Annotated in this window: 21 protein-coding genes; 13 read left to right on the forward strand and 8 right to left on the reverse strand. The window is 47.9% G+C overall.

Annotated elements, in window-relative coordinates; genetic code table 11:
* Positions 1-43 precede the first annotated feature (43 nt).
* Together ACGHZ6_RS00815 and ACGHZ6_RS00820 are read left to right on the forward strand one after the other, a co-directional pair.
* Entirely contained in the window at positions 44-1,180 is a 1,137-nt protein-coding gene (locus ACGHZ6_RS00815; RefSeq protein WP_390616866.1) for an efflux RND transporter periplasmic adaptor subunit, read from the forward strand.
* The gene (locus ACGHZ6_RS00820; RefSeq protein ID WP_390616867.1) at positions 1,177-4,245 is read left to right on the forward strand and encodes an efflux RND transporter permease subunit; all 3,069 of its coding nucleotides are present in this window, start codon (positions 1,177-1,179) and stop codon (positions 4,243-4,245) included. The genes ACGHZ6_RS00815 and ACGHZ6_RS00820 overlap by 4 nt, the downstream gene beginning before the upstream one ends.
* 458 nt (positions 4,246-4,703) lie before the next feature.
* On the opposite strand, the gene rpiA is transcribed toward ACGHZ6_RS00820, so the two are convergent.
* Positions 4,704-5,375 (reverse strand): ribose-5-phosphate isomerase RpiA, encoded by a 672-nt coding sequence (gene rpiA, locus ACGHZ6_RS00825; protein WP_390616868.1) that lies wholly within the window; start codon positions 5,373-5,375, stop codon positions 4,704-4,706.
* A gap of 154 nt (positions 5,376-5,529) precedes the next feature.
* On the opposite strand from rpiA, the gene ilvA reads away from it, so the two are divergent.
* From ilvA to ACGHZ6_RS00865, 8 genes are all read left to right on the forward strand, one after another.
* Entirely contained in the window at positions 5,530-7,056 is a 1,527-nt protein-coding gene (gene ilvA / locus ACGHZ6_RS00830; RefSeq protein ID WP_390616869.1) for a threonine ammonia-lyase, biosynthetic, read from the forward strand.
* A gap of 484 nt (positions 7,057-7,540) precedes the next feature.
* Complete coding sequence (locus ACGHZ6_RS00835; protein ID WP_390616870.1) at positions 7,541-7,681, forward strand: hypothetical protein; 141 nt, start codon at positions 7,541-7,543, stop codon at positions 7,679-7,681.
* Between the two features lie 170 nt (positions 7,682-7,851).
* The gene (locus ACGHZ6_RS00840; protein ID WP_390616871.1) at positions 7,852-9,315 is read left to right on the forward strand and encodes a phosphotransferase; all 1,464 of its coding nucleotides are present in this window, start codon (positions 7,852-7,854) and stop codon (positions 9,313-9,315) included.
* Positions 9,308-10,393, forward strand: a complete 1,086-nt coding sequence (locus tag ACGHZ6_RS00845) for a glycosyltransferase (RefSeq protein ID WP_390616872.1) — start codon at positions 9,308-9,310, stop codon at positions 10,391-10,393. Before ACGHZ6_RS00840 ends, ACGHZ6_RS00845 begins: the two co-directional genes overlap by 8 nt.
* Positions 10,393-11,682, forward strand: a complete 1,290-nt coding sequence (locus ACGHZ6_RS00850; protein ID WP_390616873.1) for an O-antigen ligase family protein — start codon at positions 10,393-10,395, stop codon at positions 11,680-11,682. The genes ACGHZ6_RS00845 and ACGHZ6_RS00850 overlap by 1 nt, the downstream gene beginning before the upstream one ends.
* The gene (locus ACGHZ6_RS00855) at positions 11,675-12,541 is read left to right on the forward strand and encodes a glycosyltransferase family 2 protein (RefSeq protein WP_390616874.1); all 867 of its coding nucleotides are present in this window, start codon (positions 11,675-11,677) and stop codon (positions 12,539-12,541) included. The genes ACGHZ6_RS00850 and ACGHZ6_RS00855 overlap by 8 nt, the downstream gene beginning before the upstream one ends.
* Positions 12,542-12,580: 39 nt before the next feature.
* Complete coding sequence (locus tag ACGHZ6_RS00860; RefSeq protein ID WP_390616875.1) at positions 12,581-13,699, forward strand: glycosyltransferase; 1,119 nt, start codon at positions 12,581-12,583, stop codon at positions 13,697-13,699.
* Positions 13,700-13,723: 24 nt separating this feature from the next.
* Complete coding sequence (locus ACGHZ6_RS00865) at positions 13,724-14,773, forward strand: glycosyltransferase (RefSeq protein WP_390616876.1); 1,050 nt, start codon at positions 13,724-13,726, stop codon at positions 14,771-14,773.
* Positions 14,774-14,793: 20 nt separating this feature from the next.
* On the opposite strand, the gene ACGHZ6_RS00870 is transcribed toward ACGHZ6_RS00865, so the two are convergent.
* Positions 14,794-15,546: a glycosyltransferase family 9 protein gene (locus tag ACGHZ6_RS00870; RefSeq protein WP_390616877.1), complete on the reverse strand. Its 753-nt coding sequence runs from the start codon at positions 15,544-15,546 to the stop codon at positions 14,794-14,796.
* Between the two features lie 421 nt (positions 15,547-15,967).
* Between ACGHZ6_RS00870 and ACGHZ6_RS00875 the strand changes: the two genes are divergently transcribed.
* On the forward strand, positions 15,968-16,582 hold the full coding sequence (locus ACGHZ6_RS00875) for a CatB-related O-acetyltransferase (protein WP_390616878.1): 615 nt from the start codon (positions 15,968-15,970) through the stop codon (positions 16,580-16,582).
* Positions 16,583-16,584: 2 nt separating this feature from the next.
* Here the strand turns inward: ACGHZ6_RS00875 and rfbD are convergent, their stop codons facing one another.
* Genes rfbD through rfbB form a run of 4 tightly spaced genes read right to left on the reverse strand, consistent with a single transcriptional unit; the run spans position 16,585 to position 19,965 of the window.
* On the reverse strand, positions 16,585-17,478 hold the full coding sequence (gene rfbD, locus ACGHZ6_RS00880) for a dTDP-4-dehydrorhamnose reductase (protein WP_390616879.1): 894 nt from the start codon (positions 17,476-17,478) through the stop codon (positions 16,585-16,587).
* Positions 17,466-17,993 carry a dTDP-4-dehydrorhamnose 3,5-epimerase gene (gene rfbC / locus ACGHZ6_RS00885; protein ID WP_390616880.1) on the reverse strand — a complete coding sequence of 176 codons (528 nt, stop codon included), beginning with the start codon at positions 17,991-17,993 and terminating at the stop codon, positions 17,466-17,468. Before rfbC ends, rfbD begins: the two co-directional genes overlap by 13 nt.
* A 3-nt stretch (positions 17,994-17,996) precedes the next feature.
* Entirely contained in the window at positions 17,997-18,863 is an 867-nt protein-coding gene (rfbA, locus tag ACGHZ6_RS00890) for a glucose-1-phosphate thymidylyltransferase RfbA (protein ID WP_390616882.1), read from the reverse strand.
* Between the two features lie 28 nt (positions 18,864-18,891).
* On the reverse strand, positions 18,892-19,965 hold the full coding sequence (gene rfbB, locus ACGHZ6_RS00895; RefSeq protein ID WP_390616883.1) for a dTDP-glucose 4,6-dehydratase: 1,074 nt from the start codon (positions 19,963-19,965) through the stop codon (positions 18,892-18,894).
* Positions 19,966-20,262: 297 nt separating this feature from the next.
* On the opposite strand from rfbB, the gene msbA reads away from it, so the two are divergent.
* Entirely contained in the window at positions 20,263-21,996 is a 1,734-nt protein-coding gene (gene msbA, locus ACGHZ6_RS00900; RefSeq protein WP_390616884.1) for a lipid A export permease/ATP-binding protein MsbA, read from the forward strand.
* Between the two features lie 134 nt (positions 21,997-22,130).
* Positions 22,131-23,558: a bifunctional D-glycero-beta-D-manno-heptose-7-phosphate kinase/D-glycero-beta-D-manno-heptose 1-phosphate adenylyltransferase HldE gene (hldE, locus tag ACGHZ6_RS00905; protein ID WP_390616886.1), complete on the forward strand. Its 1,428-nt coding sequence runs from the start codon at positions 22,131-22,133 to the stop codon at positions 23,556-23,558.
* 72 nt (positions 23,559-23,630) lie between these two features.
* Here the strand turns inward: hldE and ACGHZ6_RS00910 are convergent, their stop codons facing one another.
* Together ACGHZ6_RS00910 and ACGHZ6_RS00915 are read right to left on the reverse strand one after the other, a co-directional pair.
* The gene (locus ACGHZ6_RS00910) at positions 23,631-24,431 is read right to left on the reverse strand and encodes an aldo/keto reductase (protein WP_390616888.1); all 801 of its coding nucleotides are present in this window, start codon (positions 24,429-24,431) and stop codon (positions 23,631-23,633) included.
* The gene (locus tag ACGHZ6_RS00915) at positions 24,425-25,666 is read right to left on the reverse strand and encodes an NAD(P)/FAD-dependent oxidoreductase (protein ID WP_390616889.1); all 1,242 of its coding nucleotides are present in this window, start codon (positions 25,664-25,666) and stop codon (positions 24,425-24,427) included. Before ACGHZ6_RS00915 ends, ACGHZ6_RS00910 begins: the two co-directional genes overlap by 7 nt.
* Between the last annotated feature and the right edge of the window lie 115 nt (positions 25,667-25,781).

A 25,781-nucleotide genomic window follows, 5' to 3' on the forward strand; every position in this document is an offset into this window, starting at 1 on the left:
CTTTTCTCTGCAATTTTTGAAATAATTTGTATGAGAACACTCTATGAAACACCACGCCCTGTTGGTGCAATGTCTGTTTGTTATCCCACTCTTATCCCTTGTTGGCTGTTCAGAACCTCAAACCGCGACTGAAACCGTTCGACCGGTTAACACGCTAACGGTAAAAAGTCTGGATCACTTCCTCAGTGCCAGCTTTCCGTCCAGGGCCGAACCTGTTCGAGAAGTAAACCTGGCATTTGAAGTCAATGGCACCTTGCAGAAGTTACCCGTCAAGGTTGGCGATGAAATTAAGCAGGGAGACTTGCTGGCGCAGCTGAATCAGAAAAGCTTTTCTGCACGTTTGGCCGCAACCCAGGCCCGTTATCGCAAGGCAGTTAATGATGAGCGTCGTTTGAAAAAGCTGCTGGTTGCTGGCAATGCCTCGCAGACTCAATACGATGATGCCCAGACCAACCTGGATGTTCTGGAAAGCCAGTTGGCGCTGGATAAAAAGGCGCTTGCCGATACGACACTGCGTGCGCCTTTTGATGGTTTGGTGGTAGCGGTATATCTCGACAACTACACTTTTGTACCCGCCTCGACTCAGGTTGTGCGCTTAATTGATATTTCTCAAATTGAAATGTGGGTGGATTTACCGGAGCAGTTTGCGGTACTCAGTGAGCAGGTTGCAGATTACCAGGTACGGGTAAAATTTGATGCTTATCCTGATCGCATCTTTGATGCCGATGTTAAAGAGTGGGGGCGGGAAGCCTCACGGGAGAATCGAACCTTTCCTTTCGGGTTGGTGATAGATCAGCCTGAGGATATTACGATTTTGCCGGGCATGTCTGGTGTCGCCTTTGCGGAAACCCAAGGAGAAAATATTGGTATTGAAGACCCAATAGAAGTGCCTGCCGGTGCTATTTTTACTCTGCGTGATCAGACGCAATCATCCGTATGGGTGGTGAAGGATGACCATGTTGTTTTACAACCGGTGAAGGTGCGCAGTATCAGTCGAGAGGTGGTGCTGATTGAAGGCGGTTTGACTGATGGCGATGAAATTGTGGTGGCCGGTGTGCACAGTTTGCAGGAAGGCCAAAAAATTCGTCGCCTTAATTCGATTCAGGAAAGTGTCAGTGCGGGTGCTAGAGAGCTTTCACCAAAGAGTCCTTCTCCGAAAGTTGAGGAAGGCCACGAGTGAATTTAGCCAAGTTTAGCCTGCAGCGAAAAAATCTCACCTATTTTGCTGCCATCTTGCTGGCCCTATCCGGTGTGCTCAGTTATTTAGAGATGGGCTGGTTAGAGGACCCCGATTATTCCATCAAAATTGCCGCCATTGTGGTTGATTACCCCGGCGCAACGCCTGAGGAAGTTGAGCAGGAAGTTGTTGAGGTGATAGAAACCAAGTTGCAGGAAATGCCGCAACTTAAGCATCTCACCTCATTAAGTCGCGACGGTCGCGCTGTAATCCAGGCAGAAATTAAAGATGAGTACTGGTCACCGGAATTACCCCAGGTATGGGATGAGCTGCGTCGAAAAATTCGAGATGTGCAACCCTATTTACCCGCCGATGCCCATGAACCTGTTATTCGTGATGACTATGGCTTTGTATTTGGTTTTTTGATTGCCATTACCAGTGATGGTTATAACTACCACGATCTAAAAAGTTATGTAAAAGACCTGCGGCGTGAACTGAGTTTAATGCCGGAAATTTCACGCATCGATTATTGGGGATTGCAGGAACGACAGGTCTTTATTGATCTGTCGACTTCAGAGGCCTCGGAATCAGGCGTAACCCTGCAAAATATGATGCAGGTGATAAAAGCGCAGGGCCAGGTGGTGGATGCCGGCACCGCAGAAGTGGGTACACGGCAGTTCTCTCTGCAAATTTCTGGCGAATTAAAAAGTCTCGATGATATTGGCAACTTATTAATTCCGACCAGTGGAGGCCAGGATGGCTCTAAACTGGTACGCCTAAAAGATATTGCCCAATTATCCTATGGCTATAAAACACCACCTGCTTCTTTGATGCGTAGTAACGGTAAACCTGCCTTGGCGTTGGCAATGGCACCCACCCAAGGCAGTAATGTGGTATTGGTTGGTCGCAAAGTGGAAGAGCGTTTGGCCGAGCTGCAAGCGCAAATGCCTGTGGGTTTGGAAATCCACAAGGTAGCCTGGCAATCAGATTATGTGGCTCAGGGCGTTAACAGTTTTATGGTGAATCTGGTCGAGGCGATTGTCATCGTCTTCTTGGTGATCAGTTTAACCATGGGACTGCGCATGGGCTTGATTATTGGCGCGGCGGGTTTGGGTCTAACCGTGCTTGGCAGTCTAACGCTGATGAATGCCTTACAGATTGATTTGCACCGGGTGTCTTTGGGGGCATTGGTGGTTGCCATGGGGATGATGGTGGACAATGCCATTGTTGTTGCCGATGGTTTTGTGGTTCGCGTCAAGCAGGGCATGAGTCGTCTTAAGGCGGCAGAAGAAGCGGCCAATTTGCCGTCGATACCCTTATTGGGCGCTACGCTGGTTGCAGTTATGGCCTTCTATCCTATCGCCGCCTCTGACGATAGTTCCGGTGAGTATTCCAGTGCTCTGTTTTTTGTTGTCGGCCTTTCGTTGTTCTTAAGTTGGGTGGTTTCGCAAACCATTGTGCCCTTGTTGTGTATGTACTGGGTTAAGGTTGAGCAGCAAACCACCGACCAGTCAGTGACTGGTTTATTGGGGCGTTTCCGTTTGTTGCTGACGTGGGCGCTGCGTCGCAGAGCGGTATTTGTGCTGTCGATTTTTGCAGCTTTGGTATTGTCAATCGCTGGTGCCAAATGGATGCCGGTGCAGTTTTTCCCCGAGGCGGTGCGCAATCAGTTTATGGTGGATTACTGGGCCCCCGAGGGCACCCAATTGCTTACCGTTGCTGAAGATGTGAAAGTTTTGGAAAACCGATTGTTAGAGTCTTCCGAGGTTATCAATGTCAGCAGCTTTTTTGGTCAGGGTCCATCTCGGTTTTATTTGCCGGTAAGCCCCGAACTTCCCAATCCTAGTTATGCGCAGTTGCTGGTGACAACGGAAAAAGCCTCGCAAGTTAATGCCCTCAGTGAATCGCTACAGAAATGGGTGGAAGAAACCCAACCACAGGCGTTGATCCGTGTAAATAAATTTGGTGTTGGTTCTGGCGATCCCTGGCCGGTAAAAATTCGCGTGATTGGCCCGGCTTCAACCGACAACGATACCTTGCGCAATATTGAAACCCAGGTGCAGGATATTCTGCGCGCCCATCCCAATATCGAACTGGTTAACAGTGACTGGCGTCAGCGCAGTATGCGAATCGAATCCCACTATAGTTTGCAGGAAGGCGGTTGGATTGGCATCAGTCGCGAAGATGTCGCCAATGCCACCAAGAAAACCCTCGACGGTAAAACCATCGGTGTTATGCGCCAGGATGATGAAACCTACCCGATCGTGATTCGTGTGGATGAGACGGCGGAAGACAGCCGCATGCTGGACCAAATTCAAATTCGCCCGGCGGCTGCGTACAACAGTATTCCTTTGGGGCAGGTGAGTAAGGATACCCAATATCAATGGTATGACCCTATTATTTGGCGATACGATCGACGGCGAACAATTTCTGTATTGGCGGAAACACAGGGCAAGTCAACGTTAAAAGTTTATGAAGATATTATTCCTCAGCTGCAGGCTTTGAAGCTGCCTGCGGGTTATAGCCTTGAGTATGCCGGTGAGTATGAATCCAGTAATACTGCGCGTAAATCGTTGTTGCCGGGTTTACCATTGGCGTTGTGTATTATGGCAGTTGTAGTGGTTGGATTGTTTAATGCGTTTCGTCCAGCGTTAATTATTTTTGGCATTGTGCCTTTTGCTTTAATTGGCATTATTTGGGGGCATACGATTACCGGTATTCCGCTGGGTTTTATTTCGATTCTGGGTGCCTTTAGTTTGTCGGGCATGATGATTAAAAATGCCGTGGTGTTGCTTGATCAGGCTAATCTAAATTTGAAAGCTGGTATGGGGCGTTATGAGGCCCTGGTGGATGCGGCGGAGTCGCGCTTATTGCCAGTAGTGAATGCCAGTTTGACGACCGTGCTGGGGATGATTCCGTTACTGCAGGATGTATTCTGGCAGTCGATTGCGGTGACGATTATGTCTGGTCTGCTGGTAGGCACGGCTGTGACGATGTTGTTGTTGCCGGTTTTGTACGTTTTGGTCTATCGGGTTTCGGGGCCGGTTGTTGTTGAATCAAAATCGTAAGAAGAGAAGCTGCTAGAATGGTGTTCTAAATTCGGAGGCAGTCGGTGAAGCTGCTCTCCACGCCCATAAGCGGCCGGAAAAAGCCAGCGCTGCGGCTTTTTTTGAAAAGACGCTAAAAACGCTCAGACAACCTCCGCGACTACCCTGACTTTTTCCGGCCGCTTAAGCGATGGACTGATTGCTCCGATCAGCTCCACCGACTGCCTCCTTCCCAATGTGCTAATGCTGAACTGACTTAATTTTTCTGTAGGCAGGTTTATCCAAGGAGGGGCGGGGTCTATGACCAATCAAGCTGCGTTTAAGACTTGTGTTGGGGCGGGAGCGTTGACGAGGACTGTTTGAGCGTTTTTAAGCGAGTTCCGCAGTGCGAGCGCCCCAACACAAGTCTTGCAGCCGGGAATAGACCCCGCCGCTCCTTGGGTAAACCGGATCTGTGGCACTCTATAAAATCAGCTAAGCTAAGCGGTAACAGTCTCCACTCCGGACTCACGCCCAATCAACAGTACATCCGCGGCTCGCGCAGCAAATAAACCATTCGTAACTACCCCAACAATCTGGTTGATATCTTTTTCCATCTGCTTGGAGTTGGTAATGGCCATATTGTGAACATCCAGAATTACATTGCCGTTATCGGTCACAACACCTTCACGGTAAACCGGGTCGCCGCCCAGCTTCACCAGTTCGCGGGCAACGTGAGAGCGAGCCATAGGAATGACTTCTACCGGAAGTGGGAAGGCGCCCAGGGTATCGACCCACTTGCTGCCATCGGCAATACAAACAAACTCATCGGCTACCGCGGCCACGATCTTTTCACGGGTCAGGGCTGCGCCGCCACCTTTAATCAGTTCCAACGCCGGGTTGGTTTCATCGGCGCCGTCAACGTAGACCACCATGTTGTCGATAGCGTTCAGGTCGTAAACCGGGATGCCGTGACTCTTCAGGCGTTCTGCCGAGGCTTCGGAACTGGCCACGGTGCCATCAAAGCTGCCTTTGATCTCTGCCAGGTAGTCGATGAAGTAGTTGGCGGTGGAGCCGGTACCCACACCGACGATACTGTCGCTATCGAGTTTGGGGTGAATATAGTCAACGGCGGCACGGGCAACGGCCTGTTTCAGTTCGTCTTGGGTCATGATGGGCTCATTCGGCATGATGAATTTTAAAAGTCGCTATTATACGGGCTGGCGAGGTATGTCGGTAGTCGGGTATTATTGCCCGCTTAACTCGCCGGCTTGAATGGCAATCCCCGTTGGGGTTGTTCCAATGCCCTGAACATTTAAGTAGACCATGCCTCAGTCCTATATCAAGCGCATCCTGGATGCCCGAATCTATGACGTGGCGGTGGAAACACCGCTCGATGAAACCCGTTTGCTCTCCCGTCGCCTGAACAACCGAATTTTGCTCAAGCGCGAAGACCTGCAGCCGGTGTTTTCCTTCAAGATTCGCGGTGCCTATAACAAGCTGCGTCAGCTGAGTGATGAGGAGCGTTCCCGTGGAGTGATTGCTGCATCTGCCGGTAACCACGCCCAGGGCCTGGCGCTATCTGCCCATGAGATGGGTGTAAAGGCGACTATCGTCATGCCGCGTACGACGCCGGCCATTAAGGTGGATGCGGTAAAAGCCCGTGGTGCCAAGGTTGTGCTGCACGGTGATACCTATGATGAAGCCTCTGATCACGCCAAGAAGTTGGTGGAAGAGAAAGGTTTAACCTATATCCACCCTTACGATGATCCTGATGTGATTGCCGGGCAGGGTACTGTGGCGATGGAAATTCTGCGCCAGCATCCCGGTCATATCGATGCCATCTTTGTGCCTGTGGGTGGTGGTGGACTGTGTGCCGGCGTTGCTGCTTATATCAAATATGTGCGCCCGCAGACCAAGGTCTATGCGGTTGAACCGGAAGATGCCGCTTGTTTGAAAGCCGCTCTGGAGAAAAACCGCCGTGTGACGCTGCCGCAGGTGGGGATCTTTGCCGATGGGGTGGCAGTAGCTCAAATCGGCAAGGAAACCTTCCGGGTAATGAAAGACACCATTGACGGAGTGATCACCGCCAATACCGATGAGATCTGCGCGGCTATCAAGGATATCTTTGAGGATACCCGCTCCATTGCCGAGCCAGCTGGTGCCTTGTCTCTGGCGGGCCTGAAGAAATACATCGCAGAGAATAATTGTGAAGGCCAGACGCTGGTAGCTATCGATTCCGGTGCCAACACCAACTTCGATCGCCTGCGTTATATCTCTGAGCGCACTGAAATCGGTGAGAAGCGTGAAGCCATCCTGGCGGTAACCATTCCTGAAAAGCCGGGAGCTTACAAAAAATTCTGCCAGGCCTTGGGTAAGCGCAATATCACCGAGTTTAACTACCGTTATGCCGATGAGAAGGATGCCCAGATCTTTGTGGGTGTGCAGGTATCTCCTGACAGTGCCAAGGGGACTAACGGTCGTGAGGAGTTAATAGCTCAGCTGACCGACAAGGGCTATTCGGTGGTGGATATGACCGATAACGAGATGGCCAAATTGCATATTCGCCATCTGGTCGGTGGTCATGCGCCCAATATTGATGATGAAGTGGTGTACCGCTTTGAGTTTCCGGAGCGTCCCGGGGCGTTGTTTACCTTCCTGACCCAATTGGCAGGCCGTTGGAACATCTCCCTGTTCCATTACCGCAATCATGGTTCAGCCTATGGCCGGGTATTGGTAGGTATGCAGGTACCCAAAGGTGACCGTTCAGAGGTGAAAAGCTTCCTTGATGAGCTGGGTTACCCGTACTGGAATGAGACGGATAACGAGGCTTATCAGTTCTTCCTGTCCTGACTATTGTCTTACCTGCCTAGGCAGGTAGGGCCTGCCCCGCGAGCAAAGCGAGTGCTTTGGGCATCCTGTGTCTTCAAATGCTAACTGGCCACATTAGGTAATGCCTTTGTGGCCGGTTTCAGTTTTCCATGCTCAGATTCCCTGCCCAATTCTTGTCACTTTTCTGTAATTGATCGTTTTTTACGCCCTGTATGGGGGCACTGACGTGGTACTCGAGCACGCCAAAACGTCGGAATTTTCGCCAAATGGCATAAAATTCATCAGTTTTTTGTGTTTTATTTCACGGTTGTTGGTGGGTGCTAACTTTTACTGTGAGGCCTTTCCCAATAAGGGGGTTATGCCATTGAGGGGCCAGGAACTAAAACTTTATACTGAGGGTCAATAGAGAACGTCGCCAGAAAGTTGGCGTTTTCAGATATTTCAGGTATAAAGCTTGCTCTCTTGAAATAACAACAATAAGCACCAAGAGCATTAGGGGTAAACTATGAAAACCGATGTACTGACCAAAGTGGTCATTGTTTTTGCCCTGGGCGTCCTGGCCAGCAGCGTAGGTTTTACTGATGTATTCCACGCCGAAGCTGCAGCTCCAGTATCCGCCTTACATCAGGGTATCGCGACTCGCTAATTAAGGGCTCGCAAAGTTGTAAAGATCGGGGGCGTGACGGTAGCAGGAAGCACCAGTGGTAAACGCCCCCAATATCCCCTCCTTTTCTACAGTCTTTCTAGGTGTCCCGGCTAACGAGGCCATGGCATATCTGATACAATTCGCTGATCTTTTAAATCAGTTTTCTACCTATGAACAACCCATCGACAGTGGCTGCCCAAGCGTTAGTCAGGGCGGACTTTGACCTGCCGTTGCCTGCGTGTATCAGCCTGGGTGGCGACCAGCCTCCCATTACCTGTGATCGCCTGCTGCGTTTGTTGCCGGGGCGGCGGGTAGTGCTGTCTGGACGCTGGAGCCATGAAGGCCAGGAACAGCGGGTTGTGCTTAAGCTTTTCTTTCGTGAAAAGGACTGGCTTAAGGAAATGGATGGCTATCAGCGTCTCTGTGAATCCATGATCACGGTGCCCGCTTGTTTACTGGGTTGGGAAGCGGAAGACAAAGACGTTCATGCTTTAGTTTATGAGTATATAGAAGGTCAGTCGCTCTATAGCCTGTGGCAGGAAGCAAGCTCTCAAGAGGCTAAAACCGCCTATATGGTTCAGGCCGCAGAAGTGGTCGCCAAACTGCATGACCACGGCCTTTGCCAAACGGATATCCATCTCGATAACTTTATGGTGAGCCAGAACACCTTATATACCCTGGATGCGGGCACCGTAGAGCAGGGCATTTCGCCGCTGGATAAAAAGACCTCGCTGGGGAATCTGGCTTTAATGCTGGCCCAGGTACCGGCCAAACATGATGGCCAGATTGCGGAAATCTGTGAGGCATATAACAACACCAATCCTTGTGTGCAATTCGAGCCTGAAGAGGTAAAGCAGGAAACGGTAAAAAGACGGAGTCTGCGCTGGCGCCACTACAAGAAAAAACTATTTCGCAGCTGCACCGAATTTATCGCCGAGAAGAGCAGTAAGCGTTTCCAGGTCTGGCGAAGGGATTGTGATAGCCCAGCATTGCAGTCACTGCTGGCAAACCCTGATGCCTATATTGATGTTGGTGAAAAACTTAAAGAAGGCAATTCGGCCACGGTCGCCAAAGTAGAAGTTGATGGCAAGAAGCTGGTGGTTAAGCGTTATAACCTGAAAAACTGGCGCCACCGTTTAAGCCGTTGCTGGCGGCCAACACGTGCATGGTGCTCTTGGATCAATGCACATCTTCTTGGCTTTTCTGGCATTCAAACCCCCAGGCCCATCGCCATGATCGAAGAGCGTAATGGGCCGCTACGTGGCCGTGGTTTCTTTATTGCTGAAGCGTGCGATAGCCCGGATATGTTACAGGTAGTTTCCAAGTTGGAAACAGGTACTTCGAGATCCCGGCTCGAAGAGCTATCTCAACAAGTCAAAGAAGTATTTGATGCATTATGGATGTCACGGATTGTCCACGGCGATATGAAGGCGACTAATTTATTAGTGACCGAGGAAGGCATATCTGTGATTGATCTGGATGCTATGGTAGAAAGCCAAAATCCAACCTTAAGCAAAGGCTTAACTAAAGACCTGCAAAGGTTTCTAAAAAATTGGCAAGGTGAAACCCAAGCTGCCTTTGCAAAAGCACTGCAACCATTTGCTGAATTGCTGGAGTCCTCAACAAGTGGCTGATAAGAAAGTCGTTTTACAATTATGCCATAGCTATGGTGCCCCATTTGACGATGTGGCTCGTCAGTGGCGCGTACTGTTTGATCCTTCTGAATATGAAGTGGTAACCGTCTTTTTGACTGGTGAGCCCAGCGATAAAGTCTCTGAGCTAGTAGGCGGCGAGGTGATCTACCTAGGCTATCGCTCAAAAGATTTGCGAGGCCTGAAGCGTAAACAAATCAAGGATGTTCAACAGCTTCACGCGAAATATAATTTCTCCCTAGCGGTCGCGCACCGTTACAAGCCGATATATATCGCAACTCATATTAAAGACCTGCCCGTATTTGGCGTGGCTCATGCCTACGGCGTTTTCGAAGGTTTTTGGCGCAAACGCTACGTTGCTAGCTGCCAACAACGATTGACCCTGATTGGTGTTTCGCATGCAATCAGAGGTGATATTGCCAAGACTTTACCGGCTTACCCCGAAGAAAAGCTTCATGCTATCCACAACCATATCGATACCAAAAAGTACCAGGCTGGTCAGCTGGGAAAAAATGCTGCGCGTGAAGCGTTGGGACTGCCTCAGGATGCCTATATTGTTGGGAATGTAGGTCGCCTGCATCCAGACAAGGATCAAAAAACCTTAATAGCCGGCTTTGCTAAAGCTTTCCCCGACCTGGATAACGGTTTATTGGTCGTGGTCGGTGATGGTCGCTTGGAAGATGAATTAAAACAGCAGGCTAAAGAATTGGGTGTTGAGGATGCCGTTAATTTCTTGGGGCGAGTTCCCGATGCTTGGCAATATTTTAAAGCTTTCGACGTGTTTGCTCTGACTTCGAATTATGAGCCGTTTGGTATGGTGTTGCTGGAGGCGATGATTGCTGGGGTGCCAGTGATTAGTACAGATGTTGGTGGGGCGCCGGAGGTTGTGGGGGAGTACGGGGAGTTGATTCCTTTGGAGGGGATTGGGGCTTTAGCTCAGGCTTTAACGCTAAATCTTGCGGTTAAGGAAGGGGGACAGATGGATACATATATTAACAATAATTTTAGTGATAGATCTGCTCAGGATAAGTTTAGAAATATTATGCGGGAATATAAATAATGGATGTTAGTGCGGATACCCTGAAAGGAAATGTTGAGGCGATAAAAAAGTCTGATACATTGTTTGACCGAGTTATGGTGGGTTGGTTTACGGTAGGGGTTTTCCTTTTGTTGGCAGGAATGTTTCTGGTAACTAAAAGAACAGGCTTTACAACAATAGTTTACGCATTTTTAGTATTGCCTGCGCTGATTGTACTTGTTTCTGATCTAAGGAACGCGTTTTCAAAAATATATAGATTAGATGTTCTGTTGCCAATTTCTCTGGTTTGTTACTTAATATTATCGTCAGTCTGGGGGGGGGGCGGCTCTACTGGTGATTATATAAAACGCGGTCTCTGCGCTATTTTGACATGTTATGGATTGTGCTATTTTTCGAAAAAAGACGCTCCAAAAATGGAGTTAGCTGTAATTAGCGCGATTGTTTGTGTGGCTTGTGCTTGTATATTTTGGATAGTCGATTTTTATGTTTTGATGGGAAACCCGCTTTCAGAAAGATTTATGGCTGGGCAGAGTGACTATTTTTCTCTTTATAAAGACGGGTATTATGCTGCGTTCTTCAATCCGTTAAGATTGAGCCATGTGTTAACTTTTATGTTTTTTATGACGATAGCTGCCTTTTGTTATTTCTCGCTTAGAGGTTTGGTTGTGAAGGGGCTTGTTGTATTGTCTGCTGTTTCTATTGGGTTGCTTATCTTTTTTGCTCAGACAAGAACTGCCTGGCTGCTTTGTGGTGGTGCTATTGGATTGGCTGTTTTTAATCGGTGGGGCTGGAAAGGTATTGCTGGTTATATGGCTATTGCAGTTGCAGCAGCATTCTTCTTTATGCAGATAGATCACTCGGTTGTAAATAGAGGTTTATCCTATCGTCCTGAAATATGGGCTGCTGGTATAGAGAAAATTGAAGGCGCTTGGTGGATTGGGCGCGGTTTAGGGGCTGAGATGTTGCTGCATATTGAGGGTGTTTCATATCCGTTTGCGGAAGCTCACAATATATACATTATGATGGCTTATTATGGTGGTGGGGTCGCATTAGCTATCTGGTTCCTCAGCGTTTTTTTTGTTTTGATAAAGCCTTTTTTGAAGGATGGGTTAAATCTGTGGGTTGCTTTATGGGGAAGCCTGTTTTTATTGGGGGGGATGACAGATGGTGCAGGCTTATTGTCTCGTCCAAATGAGCATTGGTTTACTCTAGTTATTCCTTTGGCTTTTCTATATTTTAGTGCTGCACGAAATTCTTCTCCGATGATTAAGTTGTGGGGTGGCAAAAAAGAGGCGCTTGTGGATGGATGAGTTGCCTCTCGTAAGTGTAATAATCGCGTCGTACAACCATGAGAAGTACATCGGGGACGCAATTTCGAGTGTATTAAATCAAACATATTCCAATGTTGAGTTGATCGTTATTGATGATGGTTCAACCGATTCTTCTCAAAATTTTTTAGAAAATCTCAGCAAAGATAAAAGCTTTGTATATCTGGCTCAAAAAAACTCAGGGCTAACCTCCACGCTAAATCGCGCCTTTGAGTTATCTAAAGGGCATTATGTGGCCGTGCTAGGCTCTGATGATATTATGATGCTCGATCGCTTGGAAAAGCAGGTTGCTTTTATGGAAGAGCGGCCAGATATCTATGTGACGGGAGGTAATATCCTGAAAATAGATGGCGAAGGGCTTCTTTATCCTAAGCAGGATTCTATGCAGCCATATCGCGAATTCGGGTTTGCAGAGCTGTTCAAGAATTCTCGTAATGCCCCACCTGCTCCTACCGCACTTGTCAGGCGCTCTGCTATTGAGAAAGTGGGGGGGTGGCGTGCCGATATCCAACTTGAAGACTTGTATATGTGGCTCTCGGTGACTCATCTAGGTGGGAAAATCGCCGTATTAAATGATGTCTTTGCTTATTATCGTATTCATCCTACCAATACGACAAAAAAAATACGCTATATGTATGAGAATATTTTAAAGACTTATGAGCTGTTTTCAGGTGAGCCTAATTATCACGCGGTTCGAACCAAATTTTTAGTTAGTATGTTTGTTAAAGCATCCAAACGCGATAAGGCGTTGGCTAGGGAAATATTGAAATTGCTGCCTATACGATCGTGGAACAGTCGTGTCATCAAAGGTATGTTCAGGCTTCTGTCTTTTAATAAATAGTTATAAGAAAAGAAATATCGAAACATTGGGGTTAGCTTTGTGAGTGCAAGCAAAAGAATTCGGGTGATGCAGATTAAGCCAGGCTATGCCCTGCGTGATAATGATTTGCAGGAAGCTATTATTAAGGCTTTTCCCAAAGATCAATATGAGGTGACCTCTGTATACCTGGAAGGAAGGCCAACAGCTGAGCAGCCGGAGAGTAGTAGCGAGCATATTAAATATTTTGACCTGACGCCGGGGCAGATGAAAGGCCTGCGTCTGGTAGCTATGTGGAAACTTTACAAGTTTTGCAGAGTGAATAACTTCGATGTGGTTTATTTGAATCGCTTTAAGCCTATTCACATGATGTTGATCTTGAATCGGTGGTTAAAAATTCCTAAATGTATAGGTATTATCCATGGGTTGGGCGATTTGCAGCGACCTTATCGACGTAAAATATTTAACCGATTTATTGATGCATCCTGGAAGGTGGTGGCCGTATCAAACGCGGTGAGAGATGATCTTGTTGGTTACCGTTGTGGTCTAAATAAAGATAATACGCTTGTTATTCCCAATGCCGTCGATGTAAAAGGTTTGCGTGATGGATTGTTGCCTTCCGATGAAGCTCGCCAGGAGTTGGGGCTAAAAAGCGATAGCCTGGTATTCGGTTCAATAGGTCGCCTTGTTGCGGTAAAGGGTCAAAAGTATTTGCTTGAAGCTTTTAAGCGCTTGGTAAAGAAGTATCCGCATATTGAGTTGGTGATTATTGGTGATGGCAAGTTGGAGCATGAGTTTGCGACTTGGGTCGATAATAACGGTCTTCGAGATAGCGTACATTTTCCTGGGTTTAAGGAGAATGCGTACCGCTACACGTCAGCGTTTGATTGCTTTGTTTTGCCTTCACTTTCGGAAGGTATGCCTTTAGCCATTATGGAGGCAATGTCAGCTTCGCTGCCAATTGTTGCTACCAATGTTGGTGGTAATGCGGAGGTGCTAGGAGAGAGTGTTGAAACTATACCCTCTAAGGATGTCGACGCTTTATGTGAGAAGCTTGAAGGCATTATTGCTGCCAGCCCTGAAGAGCGTCAAAAGGTCGGTGCCACTCTGTTTGATAGGGTGATGTCAGATTATGATATTCATAACTATCAGGCTCGCTATCGAGCGTTAGCGCACGATTGATATTGAGTATTATTTGGGGATGCTATGAAAATACTTTTGGTTGATGGCATTAGTGGCGTTTCTTTGGGGCGAGATATCTTTAATTCCATGCAGGCTAATGGGGTAAGTTGCCACTATATTTCGACCAGTAAGGATTTGCCACAAAAAAGCCTGGTAAAGGTTAAAGGTGCATTTGCCAAGTTAAAAGATAAGGCGGTTTCGGGTAGAGATTTTTACTATTATCCTAAAGCGGTAGCTAGTGCTTTTGCGGATGCTATAGAGGAATGCGATCCGGATATTGTTTTTGTGGTCGGATTTCTTTATCGGGCTGTAGACTTAAATCTCGTTGCCAACTTGAAAAAAACCAAGAAGACAAAATTTGTACTCTATGATACAGATAGTTGTAACCTTTTCCCTTATCAGCGTGAGTTTACTTATTTTATTAGGGAAGAGTTACCGTTATACGATAAAGTCTTTTCTTTCTCGAAAGTGACTTCTGAATTTTATGCCAAGGTTCTGGGCCTGGATGCAGTATATGCCCCCTTTGGTTCAAACCCTATACCTGTGCCATCTCAGTTGCCTGCTAAAGATATTGATGTGCTTTTCGTTGGCAGCGCTGATATGCGTAGGGTGTTTTTGTTAGAGAAATTAACTGATTTTAAATTGGCGATTTATGGTAGCCGTTGGGATCGTCATGAGCCGCTGATGTCGGATCGATTAAAATCTAAGGTGAGTCGGCAGGCAGTCTGGGGGGGTGAGCTTTATGGTCTTTTTCATCGCAGCAAAGTCATACTCAATATAACTCGTGGTACATTTTATGGTGTGGAAACGGGAGTTAACTTGCGCATTCCCGAGACGTTATCGGCGAATGGCTTCTTGCTAACTGATCATACCGATGAACTGGGGTCGCAATATGTTGTAGGGGAGACATTGGAAAGCTATCGCTCGTCGGAAGAACTGGTAGAAAAAGTTTCCACCTATCTTCAGAATGATGTTGCCAGAGCTAAAATCGCAGATCAGGGGCACGAGTGCTGGAAGCATAATTACACTTGGGATGTTTGCGTCAAGCGAATGTTAGCTGTGCTTCAGGCCTGACTGCATTGCTCAGTCAGGCTTTACTTATCAATAAGAGATAAGAGTTCTCTAAATACTGCACGAGTCGAGACAAAGGGCGACCAGATACGGTGTTTTTTGAATTTAAGCTGAAATTTGGGACGAATGATACGGTTTTCTCCCCAGGCAGGGCGCCAACGGAACTTATTCCCCTGCTTGCGGTAAATGGTGATAGTGGGGATGCCGGTCAAAGATGCTAGATGCCCTGATCCTGTATCTACAGCAATCAGTGCTCTGGATTCATAGATTAGGCTGACCAGCTCTTCCAGGCTTTTTGTTACGGGCACCAAGTAATTCTGTTTAATACTATCAGGTAATCTTTCAATATCGCTGGGCAGAACGCTAAACACCGGTTCGAAACCATTGTGTTCGAGTCTCAATGCCAGCTTTTCAAATGATTTAATGGACCAGTCTTTTTTTGTGTCAGAGCTGTAGGGGCAAAGAATTATCCGTTTGGGGTGTCGGCTCTTTACCAAATGTCTCGGTGGGTTCAGGGTAATTGTACTACTGACGTTATCGAGCTTTAGTTTTTCTGAGCAGTAGAGAACAGCGTGGTCAAGAACCGTAATTTCTTTGTTGTCAGAGAAGGTGACTTCGCTATTGCCACCCAGCAGGCTTTTCACCTTATCGGCTTTCTCTGCTGGCAATCGAGTTTCAATATGCTCAGTTATGTCGACTTTTAATTCAGGAGGCAGAACGTGAGCGGCTGAAATTATATACTTTTGTGCCAGCTCAGATGCCTGGCTGATACTCAACTTGTAAAAGCCATGCAGTGTAGCCCGGTCTACAAGAGCAATGTCAAACTGATCGAGAGTTGATTCAAGTGCTTCCAGTGGAGGTAAGGCAACAATATTGAATTTGGAGGTCCAGCTGTCAATTGATGACAGTAAACTGCTGAAATAGGTAACTATGAAGCCATTATCTGCCAGGCTTTCAGCAATGCTTTGGTAAATGACTGTATCCCCAAGCCAGCTTGGGGGAACCATGGCTAATGTTACGTTAGAGGGCGAACTCATATCTCAGCAGACTTATGTTTTTGTCGTTAGTATGGATATAGAAGACAGTTCTTCAATAAAGTGGCAAGATAACAATATAGCTTTGTGTTGTACAGATTATGAAAAATATAATCTGTTGCATGAGAGCTCATTAAAAGTCGTGGGGTAAGGTATAACATCAATGTTACGTAAAATCGTCAGCAAATTTAAAAAACGGAAAACGCGTAAGTTGAACCGGTTTGATAAGCAAACCGCTAGGTTTTACGAACAGTACCCTGACTATACTATAGGTGTCGGTACTTATGGGATTCCTGTCGTTTGGGATTGGCAGGAGGGGAGTACCTTGCGCATTGGTAGCTATTGCTCTATTTCAGCTAATGTTCAGATATTTCTCGGCGGTAATCACCGCACTGATTGGATTTCCTCCTACCCTTTTTCACATTTCCTTGAGGATGTGCCATACATACCTGATTCAGGTGTCTCTAAAGGGGATGTTACCGTAGGCAGTGATGTGTGGCTGTGTGCGAATGCTATTATTCTATCAGGCATAACTATTGGCCACGGTGCTGTGGTGGCCAATGGTGCTGTTGTTACCCGTGATGTCGAGCCCTACAGCATTGTCGGTGGTAATCCTGCTAAAGTTATCGGTTGGCGTTTTAGTGAAACGGAGCGAGAAAAACTGTTGCAATCGGCCTGGTGGGACTGGCCGGTTGAGGAAGTTAAATCAATCCATCAATTGTTAAACGCCGATAACTTGCAGCCTTTCTGGGATTATCTTGAACGCCGTAAAAACTAGACTCAGTTTTCTGCAGCGATATAGTTGAGCATGCGTTTCAGTCCTGCTTGCCAATCCGGCTGTTCAATACCTAATTGCTGTATTTTGCTGCAATCCAGTACTGAGTAGATTGGGCGAGCGGCTGGCGTTGGGTACTCGCTCGTAGGGATAGGTTTCAGCGAGCAGTTGCCGTTAACAAGACCGATTTCTTCCCCTGTGGCAAATATTGACTGCGCAAACTCATACCAGCTACAAGGTTTGGCGCTGGAAAAGTGATAAACCCCCCAGTCACTAAAATCAGCTTTCAGGGCTTGCCCGATCAACTTGAGAATAGCTTGTGCAATGTCGCCCGCGTAGGTGGGTGAGCCAATTTGATCATTGATGATAGTTAATTGATCTCGTTCCTGGCCCAAGCGTAACATAGTGCGTACAAAGTTGGCGCCTTTGTCAGCAAATACCCAGCTGGTACGTACGATTAAATGTTTGTCGCAGTTTTGGCGCACAAGCGCTTCGCCGTTCAGTTTAGTGCTGCCGTAAACATTGATGGGCTGGGTGGTGTCGTCCTCGTGGTAGGGGGATGCCCCTTTTCCATCGAAGACATAATCCGTTGAGATATGAATTAGAGGGATGCCGAGAGCCTGGCAAGCATTGGCTATTATGCCTGGTGTTGTGGCATTAACCCTTTCGGCCTTTATCTGGTCGCTTTCTGCATTGTCTACCGCAGTATAGGCCGCGGTATTCACAATGATGTCCGGTGCGATCTGCATAATCTGCTCGTAAACCGAATCAGGTTCTGTAAAATTTATACTTTTACTATCAGGCGTTAATAACTCGAAATCCGTGTCCAAATCGAGTGCAAGAAAAGCTTGTCCCACTTGGCCGCTGGCACCAAGTAGTAGAAGTTTTATAGGTCGCATAGTTTAGGCAGCTTTTCGTCTTTGGCAGAAAGGGTTGGGTTTTCGACAGGCCAATCAATGGCAATGTCTGGGTCGTTCCAGATAATGCCACCCTCATCCGTAGGGTCGTAGTAATCGGTGCATTTATATTCAAAATCGGCGGTTTCTGATAACACGACAAAACCATGTGCGTACCCAGGGGGAACATAGAATTGGCGCTTGTTGGATTCGCTGAGAATTACCGCTTCATATTGGCCATAGGTGGCTGAGTCCGGGTTGATGTCGACGGCAACATCAAACACTTCTCCTTTAACGGCTCTTACCAGCTTTCCTTGCGGTTTGGTTTTTTGAAAGTGCAGGCCTCTCAGAACACCGTAGCTGGATCGAGAGTGATTGTCTTGGACAAATTCAAGGTTAAGACCGGCTTCCTGATAGCGCTGTTTTTGATAGCTTTCGAGGAAAAAGCCACGCTCATCACCGTGCACAGTGGGTTCAATAATGACAACGCCGGGAAGCTTGGTTTCAATAATATTCATGACTTAGTCGTTTAATATATCCAGAAGGTGTTGGCCGTAACCGCTTTTAACTAATGGCTGAGCAATTTCGGCGAGATGCTCATCGTTAATCCAGCCCTGACGCCAAGCTGCTTCTTCGGGGCTTGCAATCTTTAAGCCCTGGCGTTTTTCGATAGTTTGTACAAATTGACTGGCTTCAAGCAGGGCGTCATGTGTACCGGTATCGAGCCAAGCTGTGCCGCGGCCCATCACTTCAACAGTTAATGTGTTAGCTTCGAGATAGACTTTATTGACATCAGTGATTTCCAACTCGCCTCGATCTGAAGGCTTGATGGTTTTGGCGATATCGATCACATTGTTGTCGTAGAAATACAGTCCTGTTACTGCGAATCGGGATTTCGGTTTTGCAGGTTTTTCTTCAATGCTGACAGCCGTGCCATCTTCAGCAAATTCAACCACCCCAAATCGTTCAGGATCTTTCACCTGATAGGCAAATACCGTAGCGCCTTCTGACAGTTGTGACGCGCGTGTTAAGTTTTGCCCAAAACCCTGGCCAAAGAAAAGGTTGTCACCAAGAATAAGTGAGCAGCTATCTTTACCAATAAATTCTTCACCGATGATGAACGCTTGAGCTAAACCGTCAGGTGAGGGTTGAGCAGCATAGGACAGTTCTATACCCCAGCGCGAACCATCTCCCAGCATCTGTTGGAAACGTGGCAGGTCTTCCGGGGTAGAAATAATTAAAATTTCCCGGATACCAGCAAGCATCAGTGTGGACAATGGGTAATAAATCATCGGCTTGTCGTAAACAGGCAATAGCTGTTTGCACACGCCCAGGGTTACAGGATGAAGTCGGGTGCCGGAGCCTCCGGCGAGAATAATGCCTTTCATAATTACGTCTCAGTCTGGGAGTGCTGAATTACGATTCTGTTGTGGAAAACGTGCCAAGTCGTTCGCCTTGGTAAGAGCCATCAAGTACGCGTTCACACCAGCGTTGATTGTCCAGATACCATTGCACCGTTTTACGTATGCCACTGGTAAAGGTTTCATCTGGTGTCCAGCCCAGCTCCTTCTCGATCTTGCTGGCATCAATCGCGTAACGTACGTCGTGGCCAGGGCGATCAGTCACGTATTGAATTAAGTCGATATAGTGTTCAACGCCTTCAGGTTTAGTGGGTACCAGTTCTTCAAGAATGCCACAAATAGTGTGTACAACTTCGATGTTTTGTTTCTCGTTATGGCCACCAATATTATAGGTTTCGCCAATCTTACCGGTTGTTACAACACAGTAGAGAGCCCGTGCATGATCTTCGACATGCAGCCAGTCTCGCACTTGGGTGCCTTGTCCGTAGATGGGTAGGTGTTTACCGCTGATTGCATTCTGAATAATCAGTGGAATCAATTTCTCAGGAAATTGATTAGGGCCGTAGTTATTGGAACAGTTGGTAATGAGTGTGGGTAAACCATAGGTGCGTTGCCAGGCTCTTACCAGATGGTCAGATGAGGCTTTACTGGCGGAGTAAGGAGAGCTCGGTGCGTAGGGGGTTTCCTCAGTAAACAGCCCTGTTTCACCAAGATCACCATAGACCTCATCGGTGGAGATATGGTGAAAACGGAAGTTGGACTGATTTTCTTCAGATAACCCCTGCCAGTAGGCGAGGCAAGCATCTAGCAGGGTGTAGGTTCCGACGATATTACTTTGAATAAAAACGGCCGGACCGTCAATGGAGCGATCAACATGGCTTTCTGCCGCCAGATGCATAATACAATCAGGTTGGTGCTGATTGAGAATGTCCTCGATGGCTTCGCGATTACAGATGTCTTCCTGAATAAAGGTGTAGCGAGAAGAGTTTTCGACTTCAGCGAGCGAATCCAGATTTCCGGCGTAAGTAAGCTTATCCAGATTGATAATTTCATCTTGGGTGTTATTGATGATGTGCCGGATAACAGCAGAGCCGATAAAGCCGGCACCACCGGTGATCAGAATTTTCATAGGGATTAGCGTCTTTTTTGTAATGGTCGCTATGAGGCCTTGCCTGGCTTGTATGGCACCCTGGAAGGGGGCCGTGCTTGCGGGGGCCGTTAGCGAATCTCGTAGGTTATAACTGCACCAGATTGTAACAAAATCTGGCCTGTTGAACGAGAGGGAGCTGATGTCGCTCACAGGGCCTGGCAATACCAGGTTTGTGTCCTCAGTTACAGGCTGGCAGGTGCTATAAACACGGGGCTGAGGTAATATACCGCCCCTTAATAAAGCCTGTTCTCTATGCCCTACCTAAAGAGATAACTTATGCAAGATTCAGATGCGCGTATCTATTTCCGTCTGTTGCGCTATCTTCGCCCTCAGTGGCATATATTTGCCCTCAGTACCCTAGGTTTTGCCATATTTGCGGCTAGCCAGCCAGCATTGGCGCAGGTTATGGAAGAGCTGATTAATGCAATTGAGCAGCAGGATGCCAGTGGCCGTATCGTAATACCGCTGCAAATGATGGCCATCTTTGTGGTTCGAGGTATCGGCTCGTTTCTGGGAATTTACCTTCTCAATCTGGTGGCCATGTCGATCGTGCATAAGCTGCGGGTTGAGCTCTTCAATCAGTTGACGCTACTGCCCGGTCAGTATTTTGACAACCACAACTCCGGGCATCTGATTTCACGGATAACCTATAACGTATCAGGTGTTACGGGTGCTGCAACAGATGCCCTCAAGGTGATTATTCGGGAAGGGCTTACCGTTATTTGTCTGTTTGGCTATCTTCTCTGGAAAGACTGGAAACTTACCTTGGTGTTTGTGGTTATAGCCCCTTTTATTGGCATCATCGTGGCTTATATCGGTAAAAGACTGAAAAAGCTGGCCAGTAAGATTCAGGTAATGATGGGGCATCTTACCCAGGTCTGCTCTGAGATGATCAGTGGCTATCGGGTCATGCGTAGTTTTGGTGGTGAAAGCTATGAGCGTGAGCGCTTTGAAGAGGCAAGTAAGGATAATTTCAGGCAAAGTATGAAGTTGGTGAAAACCAATGCGATTGCCACCCCGGTCTTACAGTTAATTATTGCCTGTGCCATGGGAACCCTGGTATTCCTGGCTATGACCTTTATGGATACTGATAATGCTGGCGCTTTTATGGCCTACATTATTGCTGCTGGCCTTATCCCCAAACCTGTGCGTCAGCTCAGTGAGGTATACGGTACTATTCAGCGCGGTATTGCCGCAGCCCAAAGTGTGTTTGAGCAGCTCGATGAATCTCCAGAAAAAGACACCGGTAGTAAAGCGGTGTCTAGAGTTCAGGGTGAATTGAGCATAAAACAGTTGAATTTTGCCTATGAAAGTAGTGAGGGACGGGTTCTCGATAACATCAATTTGGATATTGGTTCGGGGCAGACCGTTGCACTGGTAGGAAGCTCGGGTAGTGGAAAGTCGACTCTGGCATCCCTTATTCCACGCTTTTACCAGCATAGCGAAGGGCAAATCCTGTTGGATGGTACACCTATCGAAGACTATACCTTGCTGAATTTGCGTAGCCACATTGCCCTGGTGAATCAGGATGTTGTTCTGTTTAACGATACCGTGGCCAACAATATAGCCTATGGTGATTTGGCAGAGGCGTCAGATGTCCAAATCAAGGCTGCGGCAGATGCAGCCTATGCCACAGAGTTTATCGAGCAGATGCAAGAAGGCTTCAATACCCTGATTGGTGAGGATGGTGTTCGCCTATCCGGAGGCCAGCGCCAGCGCCTTGCCATTGCCAGGGCCATTCTGAAGGATGCGCCTATCTTGATTCTGGATGAAGCAACTTCAGCCCTGGATACCGAGTCTGAGCGCAAGATTCAGGCAGCGTTGGATTCTCTGACAGAGAACCGAACGACTCTGGTCATTGCGCATCGACTATCCACTATCGAGAAAGCTGACATGATTGTGGTGATGGATCATGGCCAGATTATTGAGCAGGGAACCCATGCTGAATTGTTGGCCAAACAGGGCGCTTATGCCAGATTGCACGCTATGCAGTTTAAGGATGGGGAATAATCCACGTTTGATGCTTGAGCAGCTTCAAGCTTTAGGTAACAAACGGTAAGATAAGCGGTTGGTCCTATTGATCAATATAGGCCGGCCGTATTGTTATTCGTTTATCAGTTTAGACCAGTAGAGAATTCCAGTTCATGCAGTTATCCATGCCTCGTTTTGATAAGTCCCAAGTGTTAGTGGTCGGTGATGTCATGCTTGATCGCTATTGGCATGGAGGAACCTCAAGAATTTCACCTGAAGCCCCTGTACCCGTGGTTAAGGTTGGCCAGGTGGAAGATCGTGCGGGTGGGGCTGGAAACGTGGCGTTAAACATTGCTGCTCTGGGTGCCGGGGCATCGATTATTAGTGTAGTTGGTGATGATGAGGCCGGCGAGGCGTTGGCGTCCCGTCTGGGGGCAGCGGGTATCCACACTGATTTTCAGATATCCAAGGATAAGCCCACGATCACCAAGCTGCGAGTGATCAGCCGTCATCAACAGTTGATTCGTATGGATTTCGAAGAGTCTTTTGCGGAGGCCGATAGTGCTGATTTTGCTGCTAAGGCCGAAAAACTGTTACCCATGATGGGGGCCGTGATCCTATCGGACTATGCCAAGGGCAGTTTACAAAATACTCAGGCCTTGATCGAAGCTGCCCATAAAGTCAACGTGCCGGTGCTGGTAGACCCTAAGGGAACCGACTTTACCCGCTATCGTGGTGCAACCTTGTTAACCCCAAATTTGCATGAGTTTGAAGCCGTTGTAGGTTGCTGTGAGCACGAAAGTGATCTGGTGACCAAGGGTACCGAGCTGATGCTGGATCTCGATTTGGAAGCGTTGCTGGTAACTCGGGGTGAACATGGTATGACGCTGCTGCGCCCCAACCAGCCAGAACTGCACTTGCCGGCTCGTGCTCGTGAGGTATTCGATGTCACCGGTGCTGGTGACACGGTAATTTCTGTTTTGGCCTCCGCTCTTGCCGCAGGTGAAGAGTTACCCAAAGCCGTTGCTCTGGCTAACCTTGCTGCCAGCATTGTCGTGGCCAAATTGGGTACCGCAACTATCAGTGGCCCGGAATTACGTCGCGCCATTCAGACCGAACAGGGTTCTGAGCGTGGTGTGATGACTGAAGAGCAATTGTTGATTGCCTTGGAAGATGCACGAGCACATGGTGAAAAAGTTGTTTTCACCAATGGCTGTTTTGACATTATTCATGCCGGTCATGTGGGGTATTTGGAAGATACTCGTGCGCTTGGAGATCGCTTGGTCGTCGCGATCAACAGTGATGCCTCGGTTAAGCGTTTGAAAGGTGAAGCTCGTCCTATCAACCCTGTTGATAGACGCATGGCAGTATTGTCCGGTCTGGAATCCGTTGATTGGGTGGTGTCGTTTGAAGATGATACCCCTGAGCGTTTGCTGGAGTTGATCAAGCCGGAAGTACTGGTTAAAGGCGGCGATTATACGGAAGATCAGGTTGTGGGCTGGGAGATTGTTAAAGCCTATGGCGGAGAAGTGAAAGTGCTGAGCTTCTTTGATAATTGCTCAACCACGGCGATTGTCGAAAAAATTCGTGATCAGGATTAGCTTCTTGCTAGGAGTACAAGCGGTTAGTCAAACAGCAATCTTTTCTGCTTGGTTAGTATCTTTACATGTTACTTAACTTAAGCGGCTCAAAGCAGAGATAGCATTATCAACATTGTTTTGTAAATGCTTTGGATTGATGGTGCCAACGATAGCACTGCTCACCCCCGGATGAGCAAAAATAAAATCCATACTGGCCTGAACCGGGTCGCTATTATCGCTATCAACGGCGATATGTCCACTGGCCAAGGCCTTTTTCAATAACACGCCTTTATCGTTTTGCAGGCAGTAGTCAATCACCGGTTCTTCTTCCAGATGATTGAGGTTATAGGTCACCATCACGCAGTCGGATTTCTCGGCGGCAAGCAGACCGCCCTCAACGGTTTTGGTCGACATGCCAAATCCTCGGATCAGACCTTCCTGCTTTAAATCAGCCAATACATCGAGGATGCCGTAACGGTTGATAATATCGATATCGTTGCCATCGGAGTGCACCAGTAGTAAATCGATATGATCGGTATTTAAGTACAGCAGGCTGCGTTCAACACTAAAACGGGTATGTTCCGGTGTGAAGTCAAAGAAAGAATCGCCGTTGCGGAACTCTTCGCCCACCTTGGAACAGATAACCCAATCGTTGCGTTGACCTTTTAGCAGGGTTCCCAGGCGCTCTTCGCTGTTGCCATAGGCGGGAGCTGTATCAATCAAATTAATGCCAAGGTCTTTGGCCTGAGAGATTAAGCTGGCGGCGGCTTTATCGTCGGGAATGGTAAAACTGGACGGGTATTTTACTCCCTGATCACGGCCTAATTTAACCGTGCCCAGGCCTAGGGCGCTAACGTTGATGCCGGTTTGTCCAATGGGATTTTGTTTTAGCATGTAGACATCTCGCTAGCGGGCTGAGGGCTGGTAGCAAAAGCTTGCTGCCAGGGGGGTGGGGCCAGAGGCGGTTGTTCTCCCAATGCTGAACTTACACTTTGTACGCCTGAAGGGCTGATGTGTTTGGCTTCCAGCTCGGTCAGAATATGGTTGGCCAGCAGTGGTGCCAAGGTCAGTTTAGTCGGCCAGGCAGCACTGAGATTTAGACAATCTTTAGCATTGCTATAGGTGATGCTATCGGGTCGTTTACCGCCAGGTTGGGCAAGTTCGGCGCGATCAACGGGCAGGGTTTGCCATTGTGCATCGCTTAAATCGAGCCAGGGCATTAACTGTTGCAGTTCGTGCTTGGCGTCGGCTATTAATTGTTCAGATGATTTGCCAACACCTTCTTCAGCCAGGGTACCGCCCAGATACCAGACTTGTGATCCGTCACTCATGGGGTGGCTGGAAATGGTTAAACGAGGCGTTTCCTGTATAGAGGTAACACAGTGGCCAAAAAAAGCGTGCGGATTATGGTGCTTAACCATCACTTGCTGCAGCGGGCGCAGCTGCATTTTGGGCGTATCGAGCTGTAGCTGCTGCAAAATATCGCCATTGCCTTTGCCCGCAGTCAGTACAAACTGCTTGGCATATACCTGGTGTTGATCATTGATGGCCAAAGAGACCTGGCCATCAGCATCTTTTTGCCACTGAGCCTGCTGAGTCTCCAGCTTGAAAATACGGCCTTGAGCATTGTCGACCAGTGCGGCAACCACACTGGGCACATCCATCACCACGTCCAGCAGTTGATAAAGCCCACCACCAAACTCAGGGGTTTGAAAGATAGGCGGGCGCTGACTGCGTGAAACTTTGCTGATACGACCACGTAACGACAGGCTTGCGCCAAACGTTAGCAATCGCGACCACCAGCTATCGGTAGACCACATATAAAAGTGATCAGACAGCACCTTGGCTTTGCGCAAATCTACATCGCCTTCACCGTTCAGGCAGCGACGCCAGTAGCCCGGCATATCGGCAATGGTTTCCGATGCCTCGGTGCGTTTGCCTTGCAAGGCGTACTTTACACCGCCATGGATCATGCCCTGTGAGGCAACGGTTTGATAACCGCCCAGGGCTTCGGCTTCAAACAGGCAGGCGTTATAGCCTTCGTTCAACAGGCGATTCAACAGCCATAGCCCGGCAATACCGCCGCCAATGACAGCAACATCCAGCTGGGTGTTCGAGGTTGAATTCATACAAGGCCTGGTGAGGTAGATAACAATTAAGACGGTTATTTTACATGAATGGGCCTTGGCTTGTCTTTTTGCATAAAAGCTTTGCCTGCAAGCCTCCGGGTCTCTATCCTTGCAG

Source organism: Maricurvus nonylphenolicus (genome assembly GCF_042854845.1).
GTDB classification, from domain to species: domain Bacteria; phylum Pseudomonadota; class Gammaproteobacteria; order Pseudomonadales; family Cellvibrionaceae; genus Maricurvus; species Maricurvus nonylphenolicus.